Below are 19,644 nucleotides of genomic sequence, written 5' to 3'. Positions count from 1 at the left end.
CGCTGCACCCGCACCGCGGCGGCACTCCTGCACGACATGCCCGCCACCGCCGCGCGGCACTCCACCTGCGCGCGGCACGGTCCCTGCGCGCCCACGGCCCCCGACCAGCCGTCGCCGAGCACCTGCTGGAAACCGCACCCGGCCTCGAACCCTGGGCCGGCGAGGTCCTCGACCGCGCCGCGCACGAGGCGGTGGGCCGGGGCGACTCGTCGGCGGCCGCGCGGTTGCTGTGGCGGGTGTTGCGCGAACCGGTGGCGAACCCGGCGCGGGCGTTGCGGATGCTGGGTGTCGCGGAGCTGGTCGGGAACCTGCCCGGTGCCAACGCCCGGTTGCGCGAGGCGTTCGAGTCCGATGTGGACGACGTCGACTCCGCGGTCGCGTTGTCGTACGCACTGCACGCCGACGGGAAACCGTTGGAGCTCGTGGACGTTCTGCAGGCGAGCCAGGCGTTTCCCCACCTGGTCGTGCACGGGCTGGTGTGGCAGGAGGCGGTGCCGGCGGTGGTGCCGCTCGACACGCCCGCCGGGGTGCTGCACCACGTGATGGTCGGTGCGATCGGCGCGGACGAGGCCGTGGCGGGGCTGTCCACCGACGGCGCGATGTCCGCGCTGACCTCGGCGATGGTGCTGAACCTGGCCGACCAGCTCGACGCGGCGCTCGCGATCCTCGACGACGTGGACCGCGCGCAGGCACCGGCGTTGCGCGCGCTGGTGTCGGTGATGCGGGCGAACGTCCAGCGGCGCAAGGGAGACCTCGTCTCCGCGCGGGCCGACCTGGTGGCGGCGTCCGACCACCTGCGGCAGGACCCGCGCTGGCACGCGGTGACGGCGTGGCACGCGGCGTTGCTCGCGGACATCCTGCTGGAGGAGGGCAGGCCGGACGAGGCGCTGGCGTTGATCGAGAAGACCACGACCGACGAGGTGCGCCGGATGTGGACCTACAGCGGGATGTTGACCGTCCGCGGCCGGGCGTTGATCGTGCAGGGCGAGGACAACGAGGCCCTGGAAGCGTTCCTGGCCGCGTCCCGGCACTGCGAGCTGTGGCCCTACCGCAACCCGGCCGCGCTGGCGTGGCGTTCGGGTGCCGCGGTGGCGTGTGCGGCGCTGGGTGACGGTGAGCGCGCCCGCCGGTTCGCGCTGGAGGAGGTCGAGCTGGCCAGGATCTGGGGCGCGCCCAGGGCGTTGGGCATGGCGTTGCGCGCGCTCGGCCGGGTCACCGCGGGAGCCGCCGGCGCGCGCACCTGGAGGAGGGTCCGGGTGCTGCGCGGCTCCCCGCCCGGCTCGAGCTGGGCCGGGCGCTGGTCGACCTCGGCGTGGTGGCACGGCGGCAGGGCGACCCGGCCACCCGCGGGCGTCGTTGCGCGAGGCACTGGACCTGGCGCAGAAGTGCGGTTCCACGGCGATGGCCGCACGCGCCCACTCCGAGCTGGTGGCCACGAACGCGGGTCCGCGGCGGATGCGCCAGACCGGGCCGACCGCGCTCACCCCGGCGGAGCACCAGGTGGCGACGCTGGCGGCACGCGGGCGGAGCAACGAGGAGATCGCCGGGGCGTTGCTCATGCCGGCCACCGCGGTCGAGGGCGTGCTCACCGCCGTCTACCGCAAGCTCGGCGTCTCCGGCCGGTTGCAGCTCTGCGAAGCGTTCGATGTGGAATGACATGCATCTTTCGACGTCCATCCTTCGCGCGAAGGTTCGGACCCGTTCGGCCTATGGTTTCCGTTGCGGCGTTCGGCCTATCGTCCTGCGCATGGCGAGCGACTTGCAGAGACGCAAGGTGTCCGTGGTGTTCACCGCGATGGACGCCGACGGCGACGGCTACCTGGACGAGACCGACTTCCGCGCCCTCACCGCCCGCTGGGTGTCGATGCGCGGCGGTGACGACGAGCTGCTGTCCGGCGTGATGATGGGCTGGTGGGCCACGCTCGCCGCCGCCTCCGGCCGCGACCGGGTGAGCATCGACGACGTGCTGTCGATCGTGGAGGCGCTGCCGAAGACACCGGAGGCCGTGACCTCGACGGCGGACGCGATGTTCGGTGCGGTGGACGAGAACCGCGACGACTACATCTCCCAGCCGGAGTACCAGGCGATGATCTCGGCGTGGCTGGGCCACCGGGCCTCGACCGACTTCCCCTCGCTGGACGCCGACGGTGACGGGCAGCTGTCCCGCGAGGAGTTCGCCGAGCTCTGGTACGAGTTCTGGGCGGGCGACGACTCGTCCGCGGCCGGTACCTACGTGTTCGGTCAGGTCTGAGGGCCGCGCACGACGGCGAGGCGGCCTGACCCGTCGGTCCACGAGCAGGTGAGCACACCGGCGGCGTCCTGCGGCACGGGTTGCGGCCGGACCACCCGGTCGAGCTCGATCGCGGACTCCGGCGTCACCACGCCGCGCAGTTCGCCGCGTGCCTGCGCGTCGAGGCTGCGTCCGCTCGGCTCGCTGGTCCCGTTGCCGGCGACCAGGTCCAGCACCGCGGCGACCCACACCGGGTCCGTGACGGCGTCGTAGATCCACCGGGTGCCCAGCACGCTGTGCTCGGCGGTCGTGACGAGCGCACCACCGATGAGCGGTGCCGGGCGGTAGGTCAGCGGGACCTGGTACGTGGTCCCGTTCCCCTGCAGCAGGTGGGTCTCCACCCCGACCTCGCCCGCCGGGTCCTCGAACCGGAAGAACCCGGCGGGCCGCAGTGGCGCTTCCCCGGCGTACCAGGGCTGCCGCGCGACCCAGGCGGGCAGGAACTCGCGGAAGTGCGGTGTGAGCGTGGCGCCGGCGTGGATCTTCCCCATGCCCGGCAGGCTACGCGTGCACGCGCGTGAAGAACTCCTGCCGGGACGCGGGGTCCTGCCGTAGCACGCCCTGCAGCGCCGGACGTGACCGTGCGCGCCCCGGACACCCGCACAACGGCGGGATTCCACCTCGACAAGCTGGTCGAGATGGGCCTCCTCACAGTCGTGCACCAAGACCTCACGCGGGCCCTGGAGGACTTCGGGTTCGAGCCGCGGACCGAGGGCGGCTCGGTCCTGCTGGGCAACTGCCCGTTCCACAGCCTCGCCCAGCGCCACACCGAACTGGTCTGCGGCATGAACCTCTGCCTGCTCACCGGCCTGGCCGACGGCGTCGAGGCGGACCACCGCGCCCGCCCCGACCCGTCACCGGACCACTGCTGCGTGCGCCTCGATCAGGCGCCGTCCTCCAGGTCGCCCTCGGTCTCCAGGTAGGCGGCCCTCAGCGCGTCCAAAGTGGACTCGTCCGGGTGTTCCCACATCTTGCGCTCGGCGGCCTCCAGCAGCCGTTCCGCGATGCCGTGCAACGCCCACGGGTTCGACGTCTGCAGGAACTTCCGCGTCTCCGGGTCGAGCACGTAGGTCTCGGTCAGCTTCTCGTACATCCAGTCGGCGACCACGCCGGTCGTGGCGTCGTAGCCGAACAGGTACTCGACCGTCGCCTGCAGCTCGAACGCGCCCTTGTACCCGTGCTGGCGCATCGCGTTGACCCAGCGCGGGTTCACGACGCGGGCGCGGAAGATGCGCGAGGTCTCCTCGGTGAGCGTGCGGGTCCGCACCGCCTCCGGGCGCGTGCTGTCACCGACGTACGCGGCGGGCGCCTTGCCGGTCAGCGCCTTCACCATCGTGACCATGCCGCCGTGGTACTGGAAGTAGTCGTCCGAGTCGGCGATGTCGTGTTCACGGGTGTCGATGTTCTTGGCCGCCACCGCGATCCGCCGGTACGCCGACTCCATGTCCGCGCGCGCCGCGACACCGTCGACCCCGCGGCCGTACGCGTACCCGCCCCACACCGCGTAGACCTCGGCGATGTCCTGCGAGTCGCGCCAGTTGCGGCTGTCGATCAACGGCAGCACGCCGGCGCCGTACGCACCCGGCTTCGAGCCGAAGATCCGCAGCGTCGCCCGCCGCTGGTCGCCGTGCTCCTCCAGGTCCTTGAGCGTGTGCGCCCGCACGAAGTTCTGCTCCGCCGGCTCGTCCAGCGCCGCCACCAGCTGCACCGCGTCGTCCAAAAGGGACACGACGTGCGGGAAGGCGTCGCGGAAGAACCCGGAGATCCGCACGGTGACGTCGATGCGGGGCCTGGCGAGCTCGTCGGGGGAGATCACCTCGAGGCCGGTCACCCGGCGCGACTGGTCGTCCCACACCGGCCGCACGCCCATCAGCGCGAACACCTCGGCGATGTCGTCGCCGGCGGTGCGCATCGCGGACGTGCCCCAGATCGAGAGGCCCACGGACGGCGGCCACTCGCCGTCGTTGTCGGCCCGGTAGCGCTCCAGCAGCGAGTCGGCCATCGCCTGGCCGGTCTCCCAGGCGAGCCGCGACGGGATGGCCTTGGGGTCGACCGAGTAGAAGTTGCGGCCGGTCGGCAGCACGTTCACCAGGCCGCGCAACGGTGATCCGGACGGACCGGCCGGGATGTAGCCGCCGTCCAACGCGTGCAGCACGTGCGTCATCTCGTCCGTGGTGCGCGCCAGCCGTGGCACGACCTCCACCGCCGCGAACTCCAGGATCTTCCGCACGTCCACCGACTCGTGCAGACCCGCTGCGGCGGAACGGTCCCAGCCCGCGTCCTCCATCGCCTGGACGAGCGCGCGGGCCTCTTCCTCAACAGCGTCGACGTCTTCACGGGCGGTGCCGACCAACCCGAGGGCCTCGCGCAGACCGGGCAGCGCGGCGACCTGACCGCCCCACATCTGCCGGGCCTGCAGCATCGCGAGCACGAGGTTGACGCGGACGGAGCCCGTCGGCGCCTCGCCCAGGACGTGCAGGCCGTCGCGGATCTGGACGTCCTTGACCTCGCACAGCCAGCCGTCGACGTGCAGGATGAACTCGTCGAACTCCGCGTCGTGCGGCCGGTCGTCGAGCCCCAGGTCGTGATCGAGCTTGGCGGCCTTGATCAGCGTCCAGATCTGCGCGCGGATCGCCGGTACCTTGGCCGGGTCCATCGCCGAGATGTTGCCGTACTCGTCGAGCAGCTGCTCCAGCCGCGCGATGTCGCCGTAGCTGTCCGCGCGGGCCATCGGCGGCACCAGGTGGTCGACCAGCGTGGCGTGCGCGCGCCGCTTGGCCTGCGTGCCCTCACCGGGGTCGTTGACCAGGAACGGGTAGATCAGCGGCAGGTCGCCGAGCGCCGCGTCCGTGCCGCACGACGCCGACATGCCGACGGTCTTGCCGGGCAACCACTCCAGGTTGCCGTGCTTGCCCACGTGCACCACCGCGTCGGCGCCGAAGCTCGACTCGATCCAGTGGTAGGCACCGAGGTAGTGGTGCGAGGGCGGCAGGTCGGGGTCGTGGTAGATCGCGATCGGGTTCTCGCCGAACCCGCGCGGCGGCTGCACCATGACGGTGACGTTGCCGCTCCGCAGCGCCGCCAGGACGATCTCGCCGTCGCGGTCCTTGCTGCGGTCGACGAACAGCTCACCGGGCGCCTCGCCCCAGTGCTCCCGCATCGACTCGCGGAAGTCGTCCGGCAGCGTCTCGTGGAACCGGCGGTAGTCGGCGGCCGCGATGCGCACCGGGTTGCTCTCGAACTGCTCCTGCGTCAGCCAGTCCGCGTCCTGGCCGCCCGCCGCGATCAACGCGTGGATCAGCTTGTCGCCGTCGAGCTCCTCGACGCCCGGCAGTCCGTCGCCGATGTCGTAGCCGTGCTCCTGCATGGCCTTCAGCAGCCGTACGGTCGAGGCGGGCGTGTCGAGCCCGACCGCGTTGCCGATCCGGGAGTGCTTGGTCGGGTACGCCGACAGCATCACGACGACCTTGCGCTCGGCTACCGGGATGTGCCGGAGCCTGGCGTGCCTGGTCGCGATGCCCGCGACGCGCAGCGCCCGTTCGGGGTCGGCGACGTAGACGGTGAGGCCGTCGGAGTCGATCTCCTTGAAGGAGAACGGGACCGTGATGATCCGGCCGTCGAACTCGGGGATCGCGACCTGGGTCGCGGTGTCGAGCGGTGACAGGCCGTCGTCGTTGGAATCCCACTGCTCGCGACTCGAGGTGAGGCACAGGCCCTGCAGGATCGGCACGTCCAGCGCCGCCAGCGCGCCCACGTCCCACGCGTCGTCGTCACCACCGGCGCTCGCGTTCGCCGGGTTCGTGCCACCCGCCGCGAGCACCGTCACGACCAGCGCGTCGGCCTGCCGGAGCGTGTCGAGCAGCTCGGGCTCGGCGGTGCGCAGCGACGAGCAGTACACCGGCAGCGGCCTGCCGCCCTTGGCCTCGATCGCGTCGCACAACGCGTGCACGAACGCCGTGTTCCCGGCCACGTGGTGCGCCCGGTAGTAGAGCACCGCGACCGTGGGGCCGTCCGCGGCAGGCTCGCGTTCCAGCACACCCCAGGTGGGCGTGGCGGCGGGGGCGGCGAACCCGTGGCCGGTCAGCAAGATCGTGTCTTCGAGGAACTTGTGCAGCTCGGCGAGGTTCTGCGGCCCGCCCTGCGCGAGGTAGAGGTGCGCCTCCGCGCACACCCCGCCGGGCACCGTCGAGAGCTCCATCAGCATCGCGTCGGGCTGCATCTCACCGCCGAGCACGACCACGGGCAACGGCTGCGCGAGCAACCAGTCGAGCCCTTCCTCCCACATCCGGCGGCCACCCAGGATGCGCACGACGACGAGGTCGACACCGTCGGTGAGCGCGGGCAGGTCGTCGACGGTCGTGCGCGCCGGGTTCGCGAGCCGGTACTCGGCGCCGCTCGCACGCGCGGACAGCAGGTCGGTGTCGGAGGTCGACAACAGCAGGATCACGCGGGCTCCATCCCTCGTGGGGTCCTCGCCCCAGGTCACGGGTTCACCGGCGAAGCGGAGTTCCTGACTCCCAGGCACCTTCGCTCCTGGTCACAGTGGCGGGACCGCGCCGGACTCACACCGGCTTCCTCCTGCGCTTCGTCGTTCGGGCTCACCCTAACCGGCGGGTTACAGTCCGACCTATGCCCAATGGGATTGACCGGCGTCACCCGGACGCCTGCCCCGGCGCCGTCGAGCTGCACGCCGCAGCCGACGGCGGGCTGGCGCGCATCCGGGTCCCAGGGGGCACCCTCTCCGCAGCTCAGTGGGACGTCGTACGGCTCGCGGCCGCCGAACTCGGCAACGGCGTCATCGAGCTGACCTCACGGGCGAACCTCCAGCTCAGAGGCCTGGCGGACGGCGTGGAGCTGGGTGCGCGACTCACGGCGGCCGGGTTGTTGCCCTCGGCCACGCACGAACGCATCCGCAACATCATCGCGGCGCCTCTGGAGGACAACCAGGCGCTGGTCGAGGCCCTGGACACGGCGTTGTGCGCGGACCCGCTGCTGGCCTCGCTACCAGGCCGTTTCCTGCTGACGGTGGGCGCTCCGGTGAGCGGTCTGAACGGCGACCTCGGCCTGGTGGACGACGCGTTGCTGCTCGCCGGGCACGACACCGGGGTCCGCGTCAGCGACCCCGTGGACGCCGTGGTGACCGCCGCCCGGCTGTTCCAGGAGATGCGCGGCACGGCCTGGCGCCTGTCCGAAGTGGACGGCGGTGTGCGCAAGATCACCGAGCACTTCGGCACTTCCGCCTCCCCGCGCATCACCCCGGCTGTGACTCCTGTCGCACCTTCACCCTTGACACCAGGCGTTCCCCTGGGCCGGCTCGACGCCGCGCAGCTCCCCGGTGTCCCGATCCGTTTGACCCCATGGCGTTCGCTCGTCGTCCCCGCGGGAACCGACACGTCCGCCCTGATCACCGACCCTTCCTCGCCCTGGCACGGCGTCAGCGCCTGCACCGGCCGGCCCGGCTGCGCGAAGTCGCTGTCCGACGTCCGCGCCGACGTGCGGCGCTGGCTGAGCGCCCCGGAACTGTCAGACCTGCCTGAGACACTGGGAGTGGGGACCCGATCCCCCCTGGGGGCCCTCCAGTCGGAATCGATCCCGACGCGCCGGCGGCCGGTGCACTGGTCGGGTTGCTCACGCCGATGTGGTCGTCCGGCCGGCGATGTGATCGAGTTCGTCGCGACCGGCGACGGCTACGAGGAGATCAGGTGACGCATTACATCAGGGACGGCGCGGAGATCTACCGCCAGTCCTTCGCCACCATTCGCGCGGAGGCCGACCTCACCCGGTTCCCCGCCGACGTCGCCCAGGTCGTCGTCCGCATGATCCACGCCTGCGGCATGACCGACCTCCCCCAGGACGTCGCGTTCTCCCCCGATGTGGTCCGCGACGCACGAGAAGCCCTCCGCAACGGCGCCCCGATCCTCTGCGACGCCAACATGGTCGCGTCCGGCGTGACCCGCCGCCGCCTCCCCGCGGACAACGAGGTCCTCTGCTACCTGCAGGACCCGCGAACCCCGTCCCTGGCAACGAAGATCGGCAACACCCGCAGCGCCGCGGCACTCGAGCTGCTCGCCGACCGCTTCGCCGGTGCCGTGATCGCCATCGGCAACGCCCCCACCGCCCTCTTCCACCTCCTGGACCTGATCGCCGCCGGAGCCCCGAAACCCGCTGCCGTGCTCGGCATCCCGGTCGGGTTCATCGGTGCCGCGGAGTCCAAAGAAGCTTTGGCCGCAACGGATCTCGAACACCTCGTGGTCCGCGGCCGACGCGGCGGCAGCGCCATGACGGCGGCCGCCATCAACGCGATCGCGAGCGAGGAAGAATGACGGGCAAGCTCTACGGCGTCGGTGTGGGTCCGGGTGACCCCGAACTCGTGACGGTCAAGGCCGCGCGGCTCATCCAGGAAGCCGACGTCATCGCCTACCACAGCGCGCGGCACGGTCGCAGCAACGCGAAAAGCATTGCGGCGCCGTACTTCCGCGACGGCCAGATCATGGAGCAGCTCGTCTACCCGGTCACGACCGAGGACACCGACGACTACCAGGGCGAGATCGACGCGTTCTACGAGGAGGCCGCAGCCACGCTGGCCGCGCACCTCGACGCGGGCCGCACGGTGGTCGTCCTCGCCGCGGGAGACCCGTTCTTCTACGGCTCCTACATGCACATGCACAAGCGCCTCGCCCACCGCTACGAGGCGGAGGTCGTCCCCGGCGTCACGTCTGTGAGCGGGGCTTCCGCGGTCCTCGGCACCCCGCTCGTCGAACGGGACGAGGTGCTCACGATCCTGCCCGGCACGCTGCCGCCGGCCGAGCTGGCCGCGCGGATCGCGGACACCGACTGCGCCGCGATCCTGAAGCTGGGCCGCACCTTCGGCAACGTCCGGCAGGCGCTCGACGAGGCCGGTCGGCTCGACGGCGCCTGGTACGTCGAGCGTGCCACCACCGGGCGTGAACGCATGGCGAAGCTCGCCGACGTGGACCCCGAGTCGGTGCCGTACTTCTCGCTCGCGTTGCTGCCCAGCGGCTCCAGGCCGCAGCAGCAGCCGGGTGGCGAGGTCGTGGTCGTCGGTCTCGGTCCCGGCCACCACTCCTGGCTCACCCCCGAGGCCAAGCGGGCGCTGGAGTCCGCCGACGACCTCGTCGGGTACACCACCTACCTGAACCGGGTGCCCGAACGTCCCGGCCAGACGAAGCACGCCTCGCACAACCAGGTCGAGTCCGAGCGCGCCGCCTTCGCCCTGGACCTCGCCCGCCGCGGCTCGCGCGTCGCGGTCGTCTCCTCCGGCGACCCCGGCGTGTTCGCCATGGCCACCGCGGTCCTCGAAGTGGCCGCCGAGCACTCCGACATCCCCGTGCGCGTCCTCCCCGGCGTCACCGCCGCGAACGCCGTGGCCGCCAAGGCCGGTGCGCCGCTGGGCCACGACTACGCGGTGATCTCGCTGAGCGACCGCCTCAAGCCGTGGGACGTCATCGCCGAACGCCTGGAGGCCACCGCGAAGGCCGACCTGGTCATCGCGATCTACAACCCGGCGTCGAAGGCCCGCACGCACCAGGTCGCCGACATGCGGGACCTGCTGCTCAAGCACCGCTCGCCGGACACGCCGCTGGTCGTCGGCCGTGACGTCGGCGGTCCCGAGGAGGAGATCCGCGTGCTCACCCTCGGCGCGCTCGACCCGGCCACGATCGACATGCGCTGCCTGCTGATCATCGGCTCGTCGCAGACCGTGGTGACCTCTCAGGGCGTGGTGTTCACGCCCCGGCGGTACCCGACCACCTGACGGCCTCGTCGACGGTGGCCACCACCTCCGCGGGTGGGAGCGGTGGCCGCCGCACGACCACGACCGGGATGCCGAGCTGTTCTGCTGCGTCCAGCTTCGCCGATGTCATCGCGCCGCCGCTGTCCTTCGTCACCAGCACGTCGATCCGGTGCTCGCGCATCAGCTCCAGCTCACCCTCGACGGTGAACGGCCCGCGCGACAGCAGCACCTGGATCCGTTGCGGCAGCGGCGGTTCCGGCGACTCGACCATCCGCGCCAGGAACCACTGGGGACACCCGGCGAACTCCGCGAGGTCCTGCCGCCCGGTCGTCAGGAACACCCGCTCACCGGGCAGTGCCGCGGCAGCCTCGGCCACGCCGTCCACCCAGATCCACCCGGGCCGAGCGGTGAAACCCGGCCGCCGCAAGATCAGGAACGGCACACCGATCCGTTGGCACGCCTCGAAAGCGTTCGCGGTGATCCGGGCCGCGAAGGGGTGCGTGGCGTCGACCACGGCGTGGATCTCGTTGTCCTGCAACCACTGCACCAGCCCGTCGACCCCGCCGAACCCGCCGATCCGCACCTCTCCCACCGGCAACCGCGGCTCGCGCACCCGCCCGGCCAGCGACGACACCGCGGGGACCCGGGACGCCAGCTCACGGGCCTCGCCGGTGCCGCCGAGGATCAGGATCATCGAACGCGGGTCGCCGAGTACAGGTGGCTGTCCGGGAACTGCGTCGCCCCCAGCACCTTCCCCACGATGATGACCGCGGTCCGCTTGATGCCCGCCGCCGCGACCTGGGCGGCGATGTCGTCCAGCGTCCCGCGCAGCACGACCTCGTCCTCCCGCGAGGCGTACGCGACGACCGCGACCGGGCAGTCCGCCCCGTAGTTGGGCACGAGCTCCGCGACCACGTCCGTGATCCGCTGCACGGCCAGGTGCAGCACGAGGGTCGCCTGCGAACGCCCCAGCGTGTCCAGGTCCTCTCCGGGCGGCATCGGCGTGGCCCGCTGCGATGTCCGCGTCAGCACGACCGTCTGCCCAACCCCCGGAACCGTCAGCTCCCGCTGCAACGACGCCGCCGCGGCCGCGAACGCCGGCACCCCGGGCGTCACGTCGTAGGCGATCCCCAGCGCGTCCAGCCGCCGCATCTGCTCGGCCATCGCGCTGAACACCGCCGGGTCACCGGAGTGCAGCCGCGCCACGTCCAGCCCGGCCTCGTCGGCCGCCACGAGCTCCGCGACGATCTCGTCGAGCGTCAGGTTCGCGGTGTCGACCAGCCGCGCACCATCCGGGCAGAACCCCAACAGCTCCACGGGCACCAACGCACCCGCGTACAAGCACACCGGCGACGAGGCGATCAGATCGCGCCCCCGCACCGTGATCAGATCGGCCGCACCCGGCCCGGCCCCGATGAAGTGCACGGTCACTTGGTCACGCTCCACGTCGTCACGGGCATGTGCGGCCGCCACCCGGTGAACCCGCCGACCGCCGACCCGCGGTTCACCGCGATCCGCACCAGGTCACCCCCGAGCCGCGCGTACCACTGCGCCACCACGGCCTCGGACTCCAACGTCACCGCGTTGACCACCAGCCGCCCACCGGAACCCAAGGCGTCCCAGCAGAACTGCACCACCCCCGGCACCGTGAGCCCGCCACCGATGAAGATCGCGTCGGGCTTCTCCAGCTCCTCCAACGCCTCCGGCGACCGCCCCACCAGCACCCGCACCCCCGGCACCCCCAGCGACGCCGCGTTGCGCACGATCCGCTCAGCCCGGACCGGGTCCTGCTCGACGGCGATCGCCCGGCACGTCGGGTGCGTCCGCGCCCACTCGATCGCGATGGACCCCGACCCCGCGCCGACGTCCCACAGCAACTGCCCCGGCAACGGCGCCAGCTGCGCCACCGACACCGCCCGCACCTCGCGTTTGGTCAGCTGCCCATCGGTCTCGTAGGCGTCGTCGGGCAACCCGGGCACCCGCGAGTACCCCGGCCCGGAGAACTCGACCGCGATCACCGACAACGGGTCCGCGATCTGCCCCGACCACCGGTACACCCGCTCGTGCGGCCCGCCCAGCTGCTCCAGCACGGTGATCGGCCCCGCCAGCGCCGCCACCGCCTCCGCGTCCCCACCGAGCACCAGCACCCGCCGCCCGGCCGTGAGCGCCGGCCGCAGCAGGTCCACCGACCGCCCGACCAGCGAGACGACCTCGACCTCGTTCAACGCCCAGCCGAGCCGCGCACACGCCAGCGACACCGACGACGGGTGCGGGATCACCGTGACCCGCCGCCCCAGCATGCGCACCAACGTCGTGCCGATGCCATGGAACATCGGATCCCCCGACGCGAGAACACACACATCGCGGTACTTCTCGAACAACGCGGGCAACGCCGGCACCAACGGCGACGGCCACGCCACCCGCTCGAACTCACCCGGCACCAGGTCCAGCTGCCGCGTCGACCCCATCAGCACCTTCGACCGCGACACAGCGGCCTGCGCGGCAGGCGACAACCCGTCCCACCCGTCGGCCCCGATGCCGACCACGACGACGTCAGACTGTTCCGGTGACACGCTGCACCTGAATCTCGATCACGACCCGTGTCGGGTTCACCCGCGGCTGACGATAACGCTGCGCGTAGAGCTCCACGGCTTCAGCGACGGACTCGGCGTCCTCCTTCACCACCGCGGGTCCTTCGAGCGACGACCACCGGCGACCGTCCACCTGGCACACCGTCGCGTACCCGGCCTTCCGCACGTGCCGCACCTTCCACGACCCGCCGTCCGTGATCACCCGCGCGATGCCGTTCACCCGATCGAGCGTGACCCCGACCGGCACGACGTGCGGGGTGCCGTCCGCGCGCACGGTGGACAGCGTGCACAGGTGCCGCTCAGTCCAGAACTCGGTGAACTCGGGGCCGCGCTCGATCGACATGGCACGCATCATCCCCGCGTGGGGCCTCCTGACGAAATCGAGGGAGAGCACCGTCACGCGTTGAAGTGACCCAACGGCCGAAGCGACCAGGTTGTGAGTACAGAACGGTAACCCCGTTTGACCCACAACGCCGCACCACCTGGGTTGTGGAGGCTGTAGTGCAGCAATGCGACTCGTGCGCCGTACTCCATCAGTTCGTTCTCCACAGACGCCGCCAGTGCCGTGGCGACCCCGTTGCCGCGCTTTGCGGGATCAACAAACATCCTCGACACATATCCCGCTGGGGCGGGTGTTACCTGCGATTCGATCCATGCGCCGTGTGGCACCTGCGCATGGACGAAGCCGATGACCGAATCGCCCTCGGTCGCAACGAACACGCGATGGACAGGATCCTGCAAAGCCGCGGTCAGTTCGCTGAGGAGGCGAACGCTCAGGTTCGGCCGGGTGGGCAGGACACCGAGTGACGCCTCCAGGTTGTGGAGGCGAACCGCCATGTCCGTGATCGCGTCGAGGTGGCCTGTTCCGGCGGGCCGGACCAAGCGCGATGGCGCGTTCTTCCGCAGCACACGCATGCCCAGCACGGTCAGCGGTGTCATACCGTGTCGGGCGAAGCTACCCGCGCAAACCAGGTCGTGACTCGGCCACACCAGCGCCGCGCCGGCGTCGCCCCTCCACGAGGATGCCGATGTGATCCGCCTCAGCAGAGCACTGAGCGCCGGATCAGGTGACCGCTCACCAGACCAGCGCAGATGCAATACATGGCGCACCAGCGGACCCCACAGCGCGGCGTCGTCGGATTCGGCGTACCGGTGCGTGCGAATGCCTCCAGCCACGTGCGCCGCCTCGACCACCGGCTCGGCAAGCGGACCCGCCGGACCGGCATTCGGGTCGATCGCATGCAGCCTTGCGTTGTGCGAAGCGAGGAGTTCGCTCACCTGTTCGTGTCCAGAAGCGATGCGAGGAGCCGATGAGCTCGCGGTTCATCGAACTCGGCGAGAGTGGCGATTGCCTCCTGTCGAGTGGTCTCGGCCTGCTCCGGCCGTTCTGACTCCTGCAGCGCAAGCGTGAGATTGGTGAGTGCGCGAGCGAGCAACCAGCGGTCCGCGGTTTCCCGAAAGGCGGTCACGGCGGTCCGGTGAAACTTCTCCGCCTCCTCGGGTCTGCCCAGTTCCCGGTATGCCTCTCCGGCACCGTCGAGCGCCAGTGCCTCACGGTTCCGGTCGCCGAGACCCCGCTGCACCACCGCAGATCGCTGGTAGGAGAGCAGGGAGTCGGCCACATCGCCCCTGGCACGCTGGATCCGGCCCATTTCGACCAGCCAGAACGCCTCCCAAGCGACGTGGCGGTCCTCCTCGGCGATCGTGAGCGCTTGCTCGATCGACGTCGCCGCCGCTTCGAGGTCGCCGTTCTCCCGTTGTGCCATGGCGAGGTAGAACAGAGCGTTGCCCTCATAGGCGCGATCACCGACGTCCCGGTGAGCCAGCACGGAGCGGCTGAGGGTGTCGACCGCGGCCGGAATCTCCATGAGGTCGTACTGGGCACAACCGAGATTCGTCATCGCCAGCGCCGACCAACGGCGATCACCGATCGATTGAGCGATCTCACGGCAGTGGAGGAAGCGTTGGACAGCGGCCGTGAGCCTGCGGCGGCGCCATTCGAGCAGCCCCAGTGCGTTGACCGACACCATCTCGCCGTAGCGGTCGCCGATCTCCGTGCGCAGCGCCAATGCTCTCGAGTGGCATTCCTCCGCCTGCTGCAGCCGCTGGGACTGGAGATGAGCCTTGCCCAGACTGTCGAGCACTTCGCCCTGAGCCGCCAAGTCGCCGATCCGCTCCGCGGCTTTCAGTCCGGTCGAGCTTGTCTCGATCCAGTCCTCGAACGGGTTCTGGCTGACGTAGATGCTGCGCAACAGCACCGGCAGCCGCCAGGCGATGTCGTCCCGGCCTGCCGATGCGGCAGTGCGGACGGCCGCGACGAGGTTCGCCCGCTCGCACTCGTACCACTCGAACGCCTGTGCTCGGTCCTCGAAGTACAAGGGCGTCGTGTTCGCAGGCATTGGTGGGAGGACAACACGACGGTCGAGTGGTGCGATGACCGATGTCGCGTTCGACAGCGTGTGGAGGTACCAGCTCAGTCCTCGTTCCACGGCGTCCCTCCTGGCGGCGGCATCCTCGTGCTGGAATGCCTGCTGCGCCGCGTAGAGGCGCAGCAGGTCGTGGAACTGGAATCGGTTCCGTGCGTGTTGTTGGAGCATGTGCGCCCCGATCAGCACGTCGAGGAGCTTCCTGGTGTCCGACAGGCCGAGACCTCCCAGGGCTGCCGCCGCGGTGACGCAGAACTCAGCCCCGGGATGCAGTCCGAGAAGCCGGAACAACCTTGCGGCGTCCGTCGGCAAAGCGCGGTAGGACCAGGCGAAAACAGTCCGCACGGCATCCGACTCGTCATCGTGGTCAGCGGTGAGGGCGTCCCACAACGCCGACTCGTCCCGCAGATCGTCGATCAGTTCGTGCAGCATCATCAACGGACGGCTGGATGCTCGTTCCGCTGCGATGCGCAACGCGAGCGGCAGCCGCGCGCACAGCCTCGCCAACTCGACCAGGTCGGCCGCGTCGTCATCACCCCGGTAGCCGGCGGTGACCGTGCGCAGCAGCCGAACCGCCTCGTCCTCGGTGAGCATGTCGAGCACGAGCCGCCGGGCACCGTCTCTGGCCACCAGCCCGGAGAAGCGGTTCCGGCTGGTGACCAGGACCAAACAGGTGGAGCTGCCGGGTAGCAGCGGCCGGACCTGGGTCGGGCTCGCCGCGTTGTCCAGGATGACGAGCACGCGCCGATCGGCGAGCAGGGAGCGGAACAACGCCGAGCGGTCCTCCAGCGCCACCGGGATCGCGGTGGCCGGCACGCCGAGCACCCGCAGGAACTGGTGCAGCGCCTGCGCCGCCGTCACCGGGGCGCCCGGGTCGTAGCCGCGGAGGTTGACGTAGAGCTGACCGTCTGGGAAGCGGTGCCGAACGCTGTGCGCCCAGTGCAGCGCCAACGACGTTTTGCCCACACCAGCCGTTCCAGTGATCAGGTACACGCCGACGGCGAGTGGCTCCTCGTCGGCGTGCTCCAACACCTCGTTGAGCCGGGCAAGCTCGTGCAGCCTGTTCACGAATCCGCTCGTGCCACCGGGCAACTGATTCGGTCGCGGCTGCTGCTGCTCGTGCTCACGCGCGCCGTGGAAATGAATTCCGCCTTCGACATCCCTCGCCTGTACCACGTCGAAGGCGGATCCAGAGACCTCAGAACTGACCTGAGGGTGCTCGTCCGGTCGCATCACCGGCTCCTGATCGGTGGCCCCAACGGCTCGACGTCACGTGCGAAATATGTGCTGATCGGTTCCCCCTTCTGGTACAAGCTCTTGATGAGCTCGCGACAGCGGGTCACCAGGGAGGTGTCCACGTACAACACACCGCCCTCCTGCAGTCCATTTTCGTCGTACAGTATCTCGTACATCACATCGTCACCCAATGTGATGAGCTCCGGAAGCAGGCCTTCTTGCTCGAACTGCGCGATCTCGTGCGCCGGCAGGATCCGCGTATGCCCACCAAGCTGATCCCTCAGGTGGAGCAGGTGCAGCTCCCACTGCATGTAGTCGGTGAGCGGGCTCTCCACTATTCGTATGCGCCACGTTTCGAACTGCGCATTCGAGATCTTCGCGTAGTGAGCGCGCAAAGCCGATCTTCGCTCGTCGAGGAGCGCGAGAGACCGGTCCCAGTCACCCTCGCTGAACGCGACCCAGCTCTCGTCTCCCGGCTCCTCGAAGTGCTGCAACCGCTCGAGCTTCCAGAAGCCTGACCTCCCGGTCTTCCAGAAGTGCTCGTTGAAGTGGTTGTAGTAGTCGTCACCGAGCAGTCGCACGCCTTTTGCGGCGCGGAGCAGTTCACGCATCGGGGATGTCCGCTTTCGCCGCGATCACCATCCCGCGGGGCAGCACCACGAGCTTTTCACCCGCACCCACACTGACGCCGTCCGGCAAGCGCCCCGCATACGCAGGCGTGAGATCACGGCCGATCACAGCGACGTCACCGTTGTCGAGCTCCCAGATGTCCGGACAGCCTCCCTCACCGCCGCTGCCGGTCTCGCCGGGGACACGGCCACTCCCCGGTTCTTGCGGCGCTATCCCCAAACGCCTGGAAAATTCAGAACTTGGATTTGGTTGCCAAACTTTTGTGGACACAGCCAAATGTCCTTTCCGTCCAAACGGCAGGAATTAGATGGTAGCACCGACAGCATCAGCCTCACGGATGCCGTTGTACGTCCGATGGGGTAGAAGTGCGCAGAGAGTAGTCCGCACTACCTAGTCGGACCGCACCGGACGGGGTAACAACACGGCCAAGATGGCCATCATCTGGCACCTGCACCGGAGATGTGCCAAATCAATGAAACGCGGCCCGCCACCGGGGTGACGGGCCGCGTTCACGATCGAGCGCTACGGGTAGTTGACGACATTCACCGGCACCGTGCCCGGCGGCGTCACCCCTCCCGTCTCATTCACCACATGCGTGATCGTTCCCTGGTAGTTGAGCGACACCGTCAGCAGGTTGTGCAGCCGCACGCCGGACCTGTTCGGCACCTCGAACGCGTGATGCGCCCGCACCGACGGGTTGACGTTGAAGAAGCAGTAGCTGCCGAGCCCCCACGCCTCGTGCGTGGTGACGTGGTCGGCGACCTTGTACGCGGCGTACCCGGCGAGGCCGTTCGGGCTCATCCAGGTCGCCTGGTTCGGCACGTCGTAGGGCATCTCGTTCTGGAAGAAGATCGTCCGCCCGTTCTGGCCGTTCCAGATCACCTGGTACTTCTGGTAGTGCTCGACGAACAACCCGGTGGCCAGCACGTTGTTGCCGTTGACGACCAGGCCGGTGTCACCGATCGCCTCGTCCCAGCCCCAGGTGCCGGCGTTGCCGTGGTCGGCGCGCCAGATCCAGGTGTGGTCGATGATCGTGTCGTTGCTGTTGACGACGAGGCTGTTCGTGGCCTTGCCGGCGATGGCGCCGCCGACTCGGAAGAACACGTCCTGCAACGTGATCGGGTTCGCCGCGTGCGAGACGGACGAGCCGGGCGTGCCGACGGTCAGCAGCGACGGGGAGAGCGTCGTGCCGGCGTCGAACAGGACACCCTTGATCCGCACGCCGTCGACGTCGGCGACCGTCATGGCCGTGACGCCGTTCTGCGGCACGATCGTCGGGTAGCCGATGCCGAGCACGACCGTGCCGGGCCGCGTGACCTGCAGCGTCCGGTCGACGTTGTAGATGCCGGGCGTGAAGAACAGGTTGCAGCCCTGCGCCAGCGCCGCGTTGATCGTCGACGCGGTGTCGCCGGCCTTCACGACGTAGAACTGGCTCATCGGCAACGACGAACCCGGCGTGCCACCGTTGATCCACGAGGCGCCGGAGGCGTTGGTGCGCAACGAAGGCAGGAACACCCGGTAGGAGCCGTTCTCGAAGTACAGGTACGGCACGTCGCGCGACACCGGCGTGGTGGCCAGGTTGGTCGACGGCGGGTTCGGGAACGTGGTCGCCGGCGCGCCGGGCGTACCGGAGAACACCATGTTCCACACGCCGCCGTTCCAACTGCCGTAGTTGGAATCGCGTGTGTACCACTGCTGCTGCGACACGGACGCCGTCTGCCCGGACACGCGCGTGTCGGCCGTGTAGCCGCCGGACGCGAAACCGTAGGACGCCGGGTACAGCGCCAGGTTGCCGCGGATGTCCATGCGGCGGAACGGCGCGGCCTGCGCGACGGCCCAGCGGTTGGTGCCGTTGCTGGGGTTGACGGCCATGTTCTCGGCACTGCGCCAGAAGTTCTGCAGCGCCACACCCTTGTCGGACTCGTTGAACGCGTCCACCGTGATGTCGCCGTTGATGACCACATCGCCGGGGTTGCGCCCAAGACCCGCAACGGACGTGTAGTAGCCCACGTCGTCATGGACGTTGTACGTGCCGGGCTTGAACAGGTGAGCCACTCGGCGCGGCGCCATCTGTGCCGTCAGCGTGTCCTTCTGCATGGTGAAGTCGGCGTCCAGCTGCGTCTGGATGGCCGCCATCGACATGCTCGGGTCGAAGATCCGGGTGTTCGGCCCGAAGTTCGGCACGTTGGACTGCACGCAACCCTGCTGCGTACCGATGGTGTAGGTCGCGCTCGCCACGGACGAGTTCGCGAGCCCGGCTTTCAGCCCGATCGCGTTGACCGTCCTGGAGCTCGGCACCGCGATCGGCCCGGTGTAGAGCGGCGAGGACGCCGTCGGCGTCGAACCGTCCACTGTGTACCGGATCGTCGCGTCGGAGGTGGCCGTGGAGATCGTCACGGTCTGCCCGGACGTGTAAGCCCCGCCGGGTGGACTGAACGTGGGAGTCGCGACGGGGGCCTGGGTGCTGCCGTGGGTGTAGGTGAAGTGCGGCGTGTCGTACTGCGGTCCGCTCTTCTCGTAGGTGAACCAGTACTCGACCACCGTGCCCGCCGCCAGCGACCCGACGGACTTCTGCCACGTCCCGGCGTTGTTGGTCATCCGGAAGTTCTGCTGGGGCGTGTTGGTGATCAGGTAGTGGACGTCCACGTACATCGCGGGCGTCGTCGGCGTGAAGTTGATCCTCGCCTCGGACGCGCTCACGGACGTCACGTTCTGCGT

The 19,644-nt window shown here is 69.8% G+C and carries 18 protein-coding genes and 1 riboswitch; of the genes, 6 read left to right on the top strand and 12 right to left on the bottom strand.

Annotated features, from left to right (window positions below; translation table 11 throughout):
* Positions 1 to 1,045: 1,045 nt before the first annotated feature.
* A complete protein-coding gene (locus tag BBK82_RS56775; RefSeq protein ID WP_071812671.1) occupies positions 1,046 to 1,369 on the bottom strand; it encodes a hypothetical protein in 324 nt (107 codons plus the stop codon).
* 32 nt (positions 1,370 to 1,401) lie between these two features.
* On the opposite strand from BBK82_RS56775, the gene BBK82_RS56770 reads away from it, so the two are divergent.
* Together BBK82_RS56770 and BBK82_RS26195 are read left to right on the top strand one after the other, a co-directional pair.
* Positions 1,402 to 1,656: a helix-turn-helix domain-containing protein gene (locus BBK82_RS56770; RefSeq protein WP_418287524.1), complete on the top strand. Its 255-nt coding sequence runs from the start codon at positions 1,402 to 1,404 to the stop codon at positions 1,654 to 1,656.
* A gap of 127 nt (positions 1,657 to 1,783) precedes the next feature.
* Positions 1,784 to 2,251: an EF-hand domain-containing protein gene (locus tag BBK82_RS26195; RefSeq protein WP_418287523.1), complete on the top strand. Its 468-nt coding sequence runs from the start codon at positions 1,784 to 1,786 to the stop codon at positions 2,249 to 2,251.
* On the opposite strand, the gene BBK82_RS51730 is transcribed toward BBK82_RS26195, so the two are convergent.
* A complete protein-coding gene (locus tag BBK82_RS51730) occupies positions 2,242 to 2,781 on the bottom strand; it encodes a maltokinase N-terminal cap-like domain-containing protein (protein ID WP_065917385.1) in 540 nt (179 codons plus the stop codon). The two genes, BBK82_RS26195 and BBK82_RS51730, sit on opposite strands and share 10 nt — an antisense overlap.
* 84 nt (positions 2,782 to 2,865) lie before the next feature.
* Between BBK82_RS51730 and BBK82_RS26185 the strand changes: the two genes are divergently transcribed.
* Positions 2,866 to 3,213: a helix-turn-helix domain-containing protein gene (locus BBK82_RS26185; protein ID WP_065917384.1), complete on the top strand. Its 348-nt coding sequence runs from the start codon at positions 2,866 to 2,868 to the stop codon at positions 3,211 to 3,213.
* On the opposite strand, the gene cobN is transcribed toward BBK82_RS26185, so the two are convergent.
* Positions 3,174 to 6,737: a cobaltochelatase subunit CobN gene (cobN, locus tag BBK82_RS26180; protein WP_065917383.1), complete on the bottom strand. Its 3,564-nt coding sequence runs from the start codon at positions 6,735 to 6,737 to the stop codon at positions 3,174 to 3,176. The genes BBK82_RS26185 and cobN overlap by 40 nt on opposite strands.
* 37 nt (positions 6,738 to 6,774) lie before the next feature.
* Positions 6,775 to 6,911, bottom strand: a riboswitch (cobalamin riboswitch).
* 8 nt (positions 6,912 to 6,919) lie between these two features.
* On the opposite strand from cobN, the gene BBK82_RS26175 reads away from it, so the two are divergent.
* From BBK82_RS26175 to BBK82_RS26165, 3 genes are read left to right on the top strand one after another with little or no spacing between them, the layout of a single operon-like run.
* On the top strand, positions 6,920 to 7,996 hold the full coding sequence (locus BBK82_RS26175; protein WP_065917382.1) for a hypothetical protein: 1,077 nt from the start codon (positions 6,920 to 6,922) through the stop codon (positions 7,994 to 7,996).
* The gene (locus BBK82_RS26170) at positions 7,993 to 8,613 is read left to right on the top strand and encodes a precorrin-8X methylmutase (RefSeq protein ID WP_065917381.1); all 621 of its coding nucleotides are present in this window, start codon (positions 7,993 to 7,995) and stop codon (positions 8,611 to 8,613) included. The genes BBK82_RS26175 and BBK82_RS26170 overlap by 4 nt, the downstream gene beginning before the upstream one ends.
* The gene (locus BBK82_RS26165; protein ID WP_065917380.1) at positions 8,610 to 10,064 is read left to right on the top strand and encodes a precorrin-2 C(20)-methyltransferase; all 1,455 of its coding nucleotides are present in this window, start codon (positions 8,610 to 8,612) and stop codon (positions 10,062 to 10,064) included. Before BBK82_RS26170 ends, BBK82_RS26165 begins: the two co-directional genes overlap by 4 nt.
* Here BBK82_RS26165 and BBK82_RS26160 read toward each other — a convergent pair.
* From BBK82_RS26160 to BBK82_RS26125, 9 genes are all read right to left on the bottom strand, one after another.
* Positions 10,036 to 10,737, bottom strand: coding sequence for a cobalt-precorrin-6A reductase (locus BBK82_RS26160; RefSeq protein ID WP_179953700.1), 702 nt, complete (start codon positions 10,735 to 10,737; stop codon positions 10,036 to 10,038). The genes BBK82_RS26165 and BBK82_RS26160 overlap by 29 nt on opposite strands.
* A complete protein-coding gene (cobM, locus tag BBK82_RS26155; protein WP_065917379.1) occupies positions 10,734 to 11,474 on the bottom strand; it encodes a precorrin-4 C(11)-methyltransferase in 741 nt (246 codons plus the stop codon). Before cobM ends, BBK82_RS26160 begins: the two co-directional genes overlap by 4 nt.
* Positions 11,471 to 12,616: a bifunctional cobalt-precorrin-7 (C(5))-methyltransferase/cobalt-precorrin-6B (C(15))-methyltransferase gene (locus BBK82_RS26150; protein WP_065917378.1), complete on the bottom strand. Its 1,146-nt coding sequence runs from the start codon at positions 12,614 to 12,616 to the stop codon at positions 11,471 to 11,473. The genes cobM and BBK82_RS26150 overlap by 4 nt, the downstream gene beginning before the upstream one ends.
* Complete coding sequence (locus BBK82_RS26145; RefSeq protein ID WP_218920700.1) at positions 12,597 to 12,986, bottom strand: PPOX class F420-dependent oxidoreductase; 390 nt, start codon at positions 12,984 to 12,986, stop codon at positions 12,597 to 12,599. Before BBK82_RS26145 ends, BBK82_RS26150 begins: the two co-directional genes overlap by 20 nt.
* A 44-nt stretch (positions 12,987 to 13,030) precedes the next feature.
* Entirely contained in the window at positions 13,031 to 13,912 is an 882-nt protein-coding gene (locus tag BBK82_RS50520; RefSeq protein ID WP_154697497.1) for a GNAT family N-acetyltransferase, read from the bottom strand.
* Positions 13,909 to 16,293, bottom strand: coding sequence for an ATP-binding protein (locus tag BBK82_RS26140; protein ID WP_065921354.1), 2,385 nt, complete (start codon positions 16,291 to 16,293; stop codon positions 13,909 to 13,911). Before BBK82_RS26140 ends, BBK82_RS50520 begins: the two co-directional genes overlap by 4 nt.
* Positions 16,293 to 16,907, bottom strand: a complete 615-nt coding sequence (locus tag BBK82_RS26135) for a DUF6879 family protein (RefSeq protein ID WP_065917376.1) — start codon at positions 16,905 to 16,907, stop codon at positions 16,293 to 16,295. The genes BBK82_RS26140 and BBK82_RS26135 overlap by 1 nt, the downstream gene beginning before the upstream one ends.
* Positions 16,900 to 17,196, bottom strand: coding sequence for a hypothetical protein (locus BBK82_RS26130; protein ID WP_065917375.1), 297 nt, complete (start codon positions 17,194 to 17,196; stop codon positions 16,900 to 16,902). The genes BBK82_RS26135 and BBK82_RS26130 overlap by 8 nt, the downstream gene beginning before the upstream one ends.
* A 252-nt stretch (positions 17,197 to 17,448) precedes the next feature.
* Entirely contained in the window at positions 17,449 to 19,626 is a 2,178-nt protein-coding gene (locus BBK82_RS26125) for a chitobiase/beta-hexosaminidase C-terminal domain-containing protein (protein WP_237047580.1), read from the bottom strand.
* Positions 19,627 to 19,644 lie beyond the last annotated feature (18 nt).

Source organism: Lentzea guizhouensis (genome assembly GCF_001701025.1).
Taxonomy (GTDB): domain Bacteria; phylum Actinomycetota; class Actinomycetes; order Mycobacteriales; family Pseudonocardiaceae; genus Lentzea; species Lentzea guizhouensis.
This window is presented reverse-complemented; position numbering and strand designations above follow the sequence as displayed.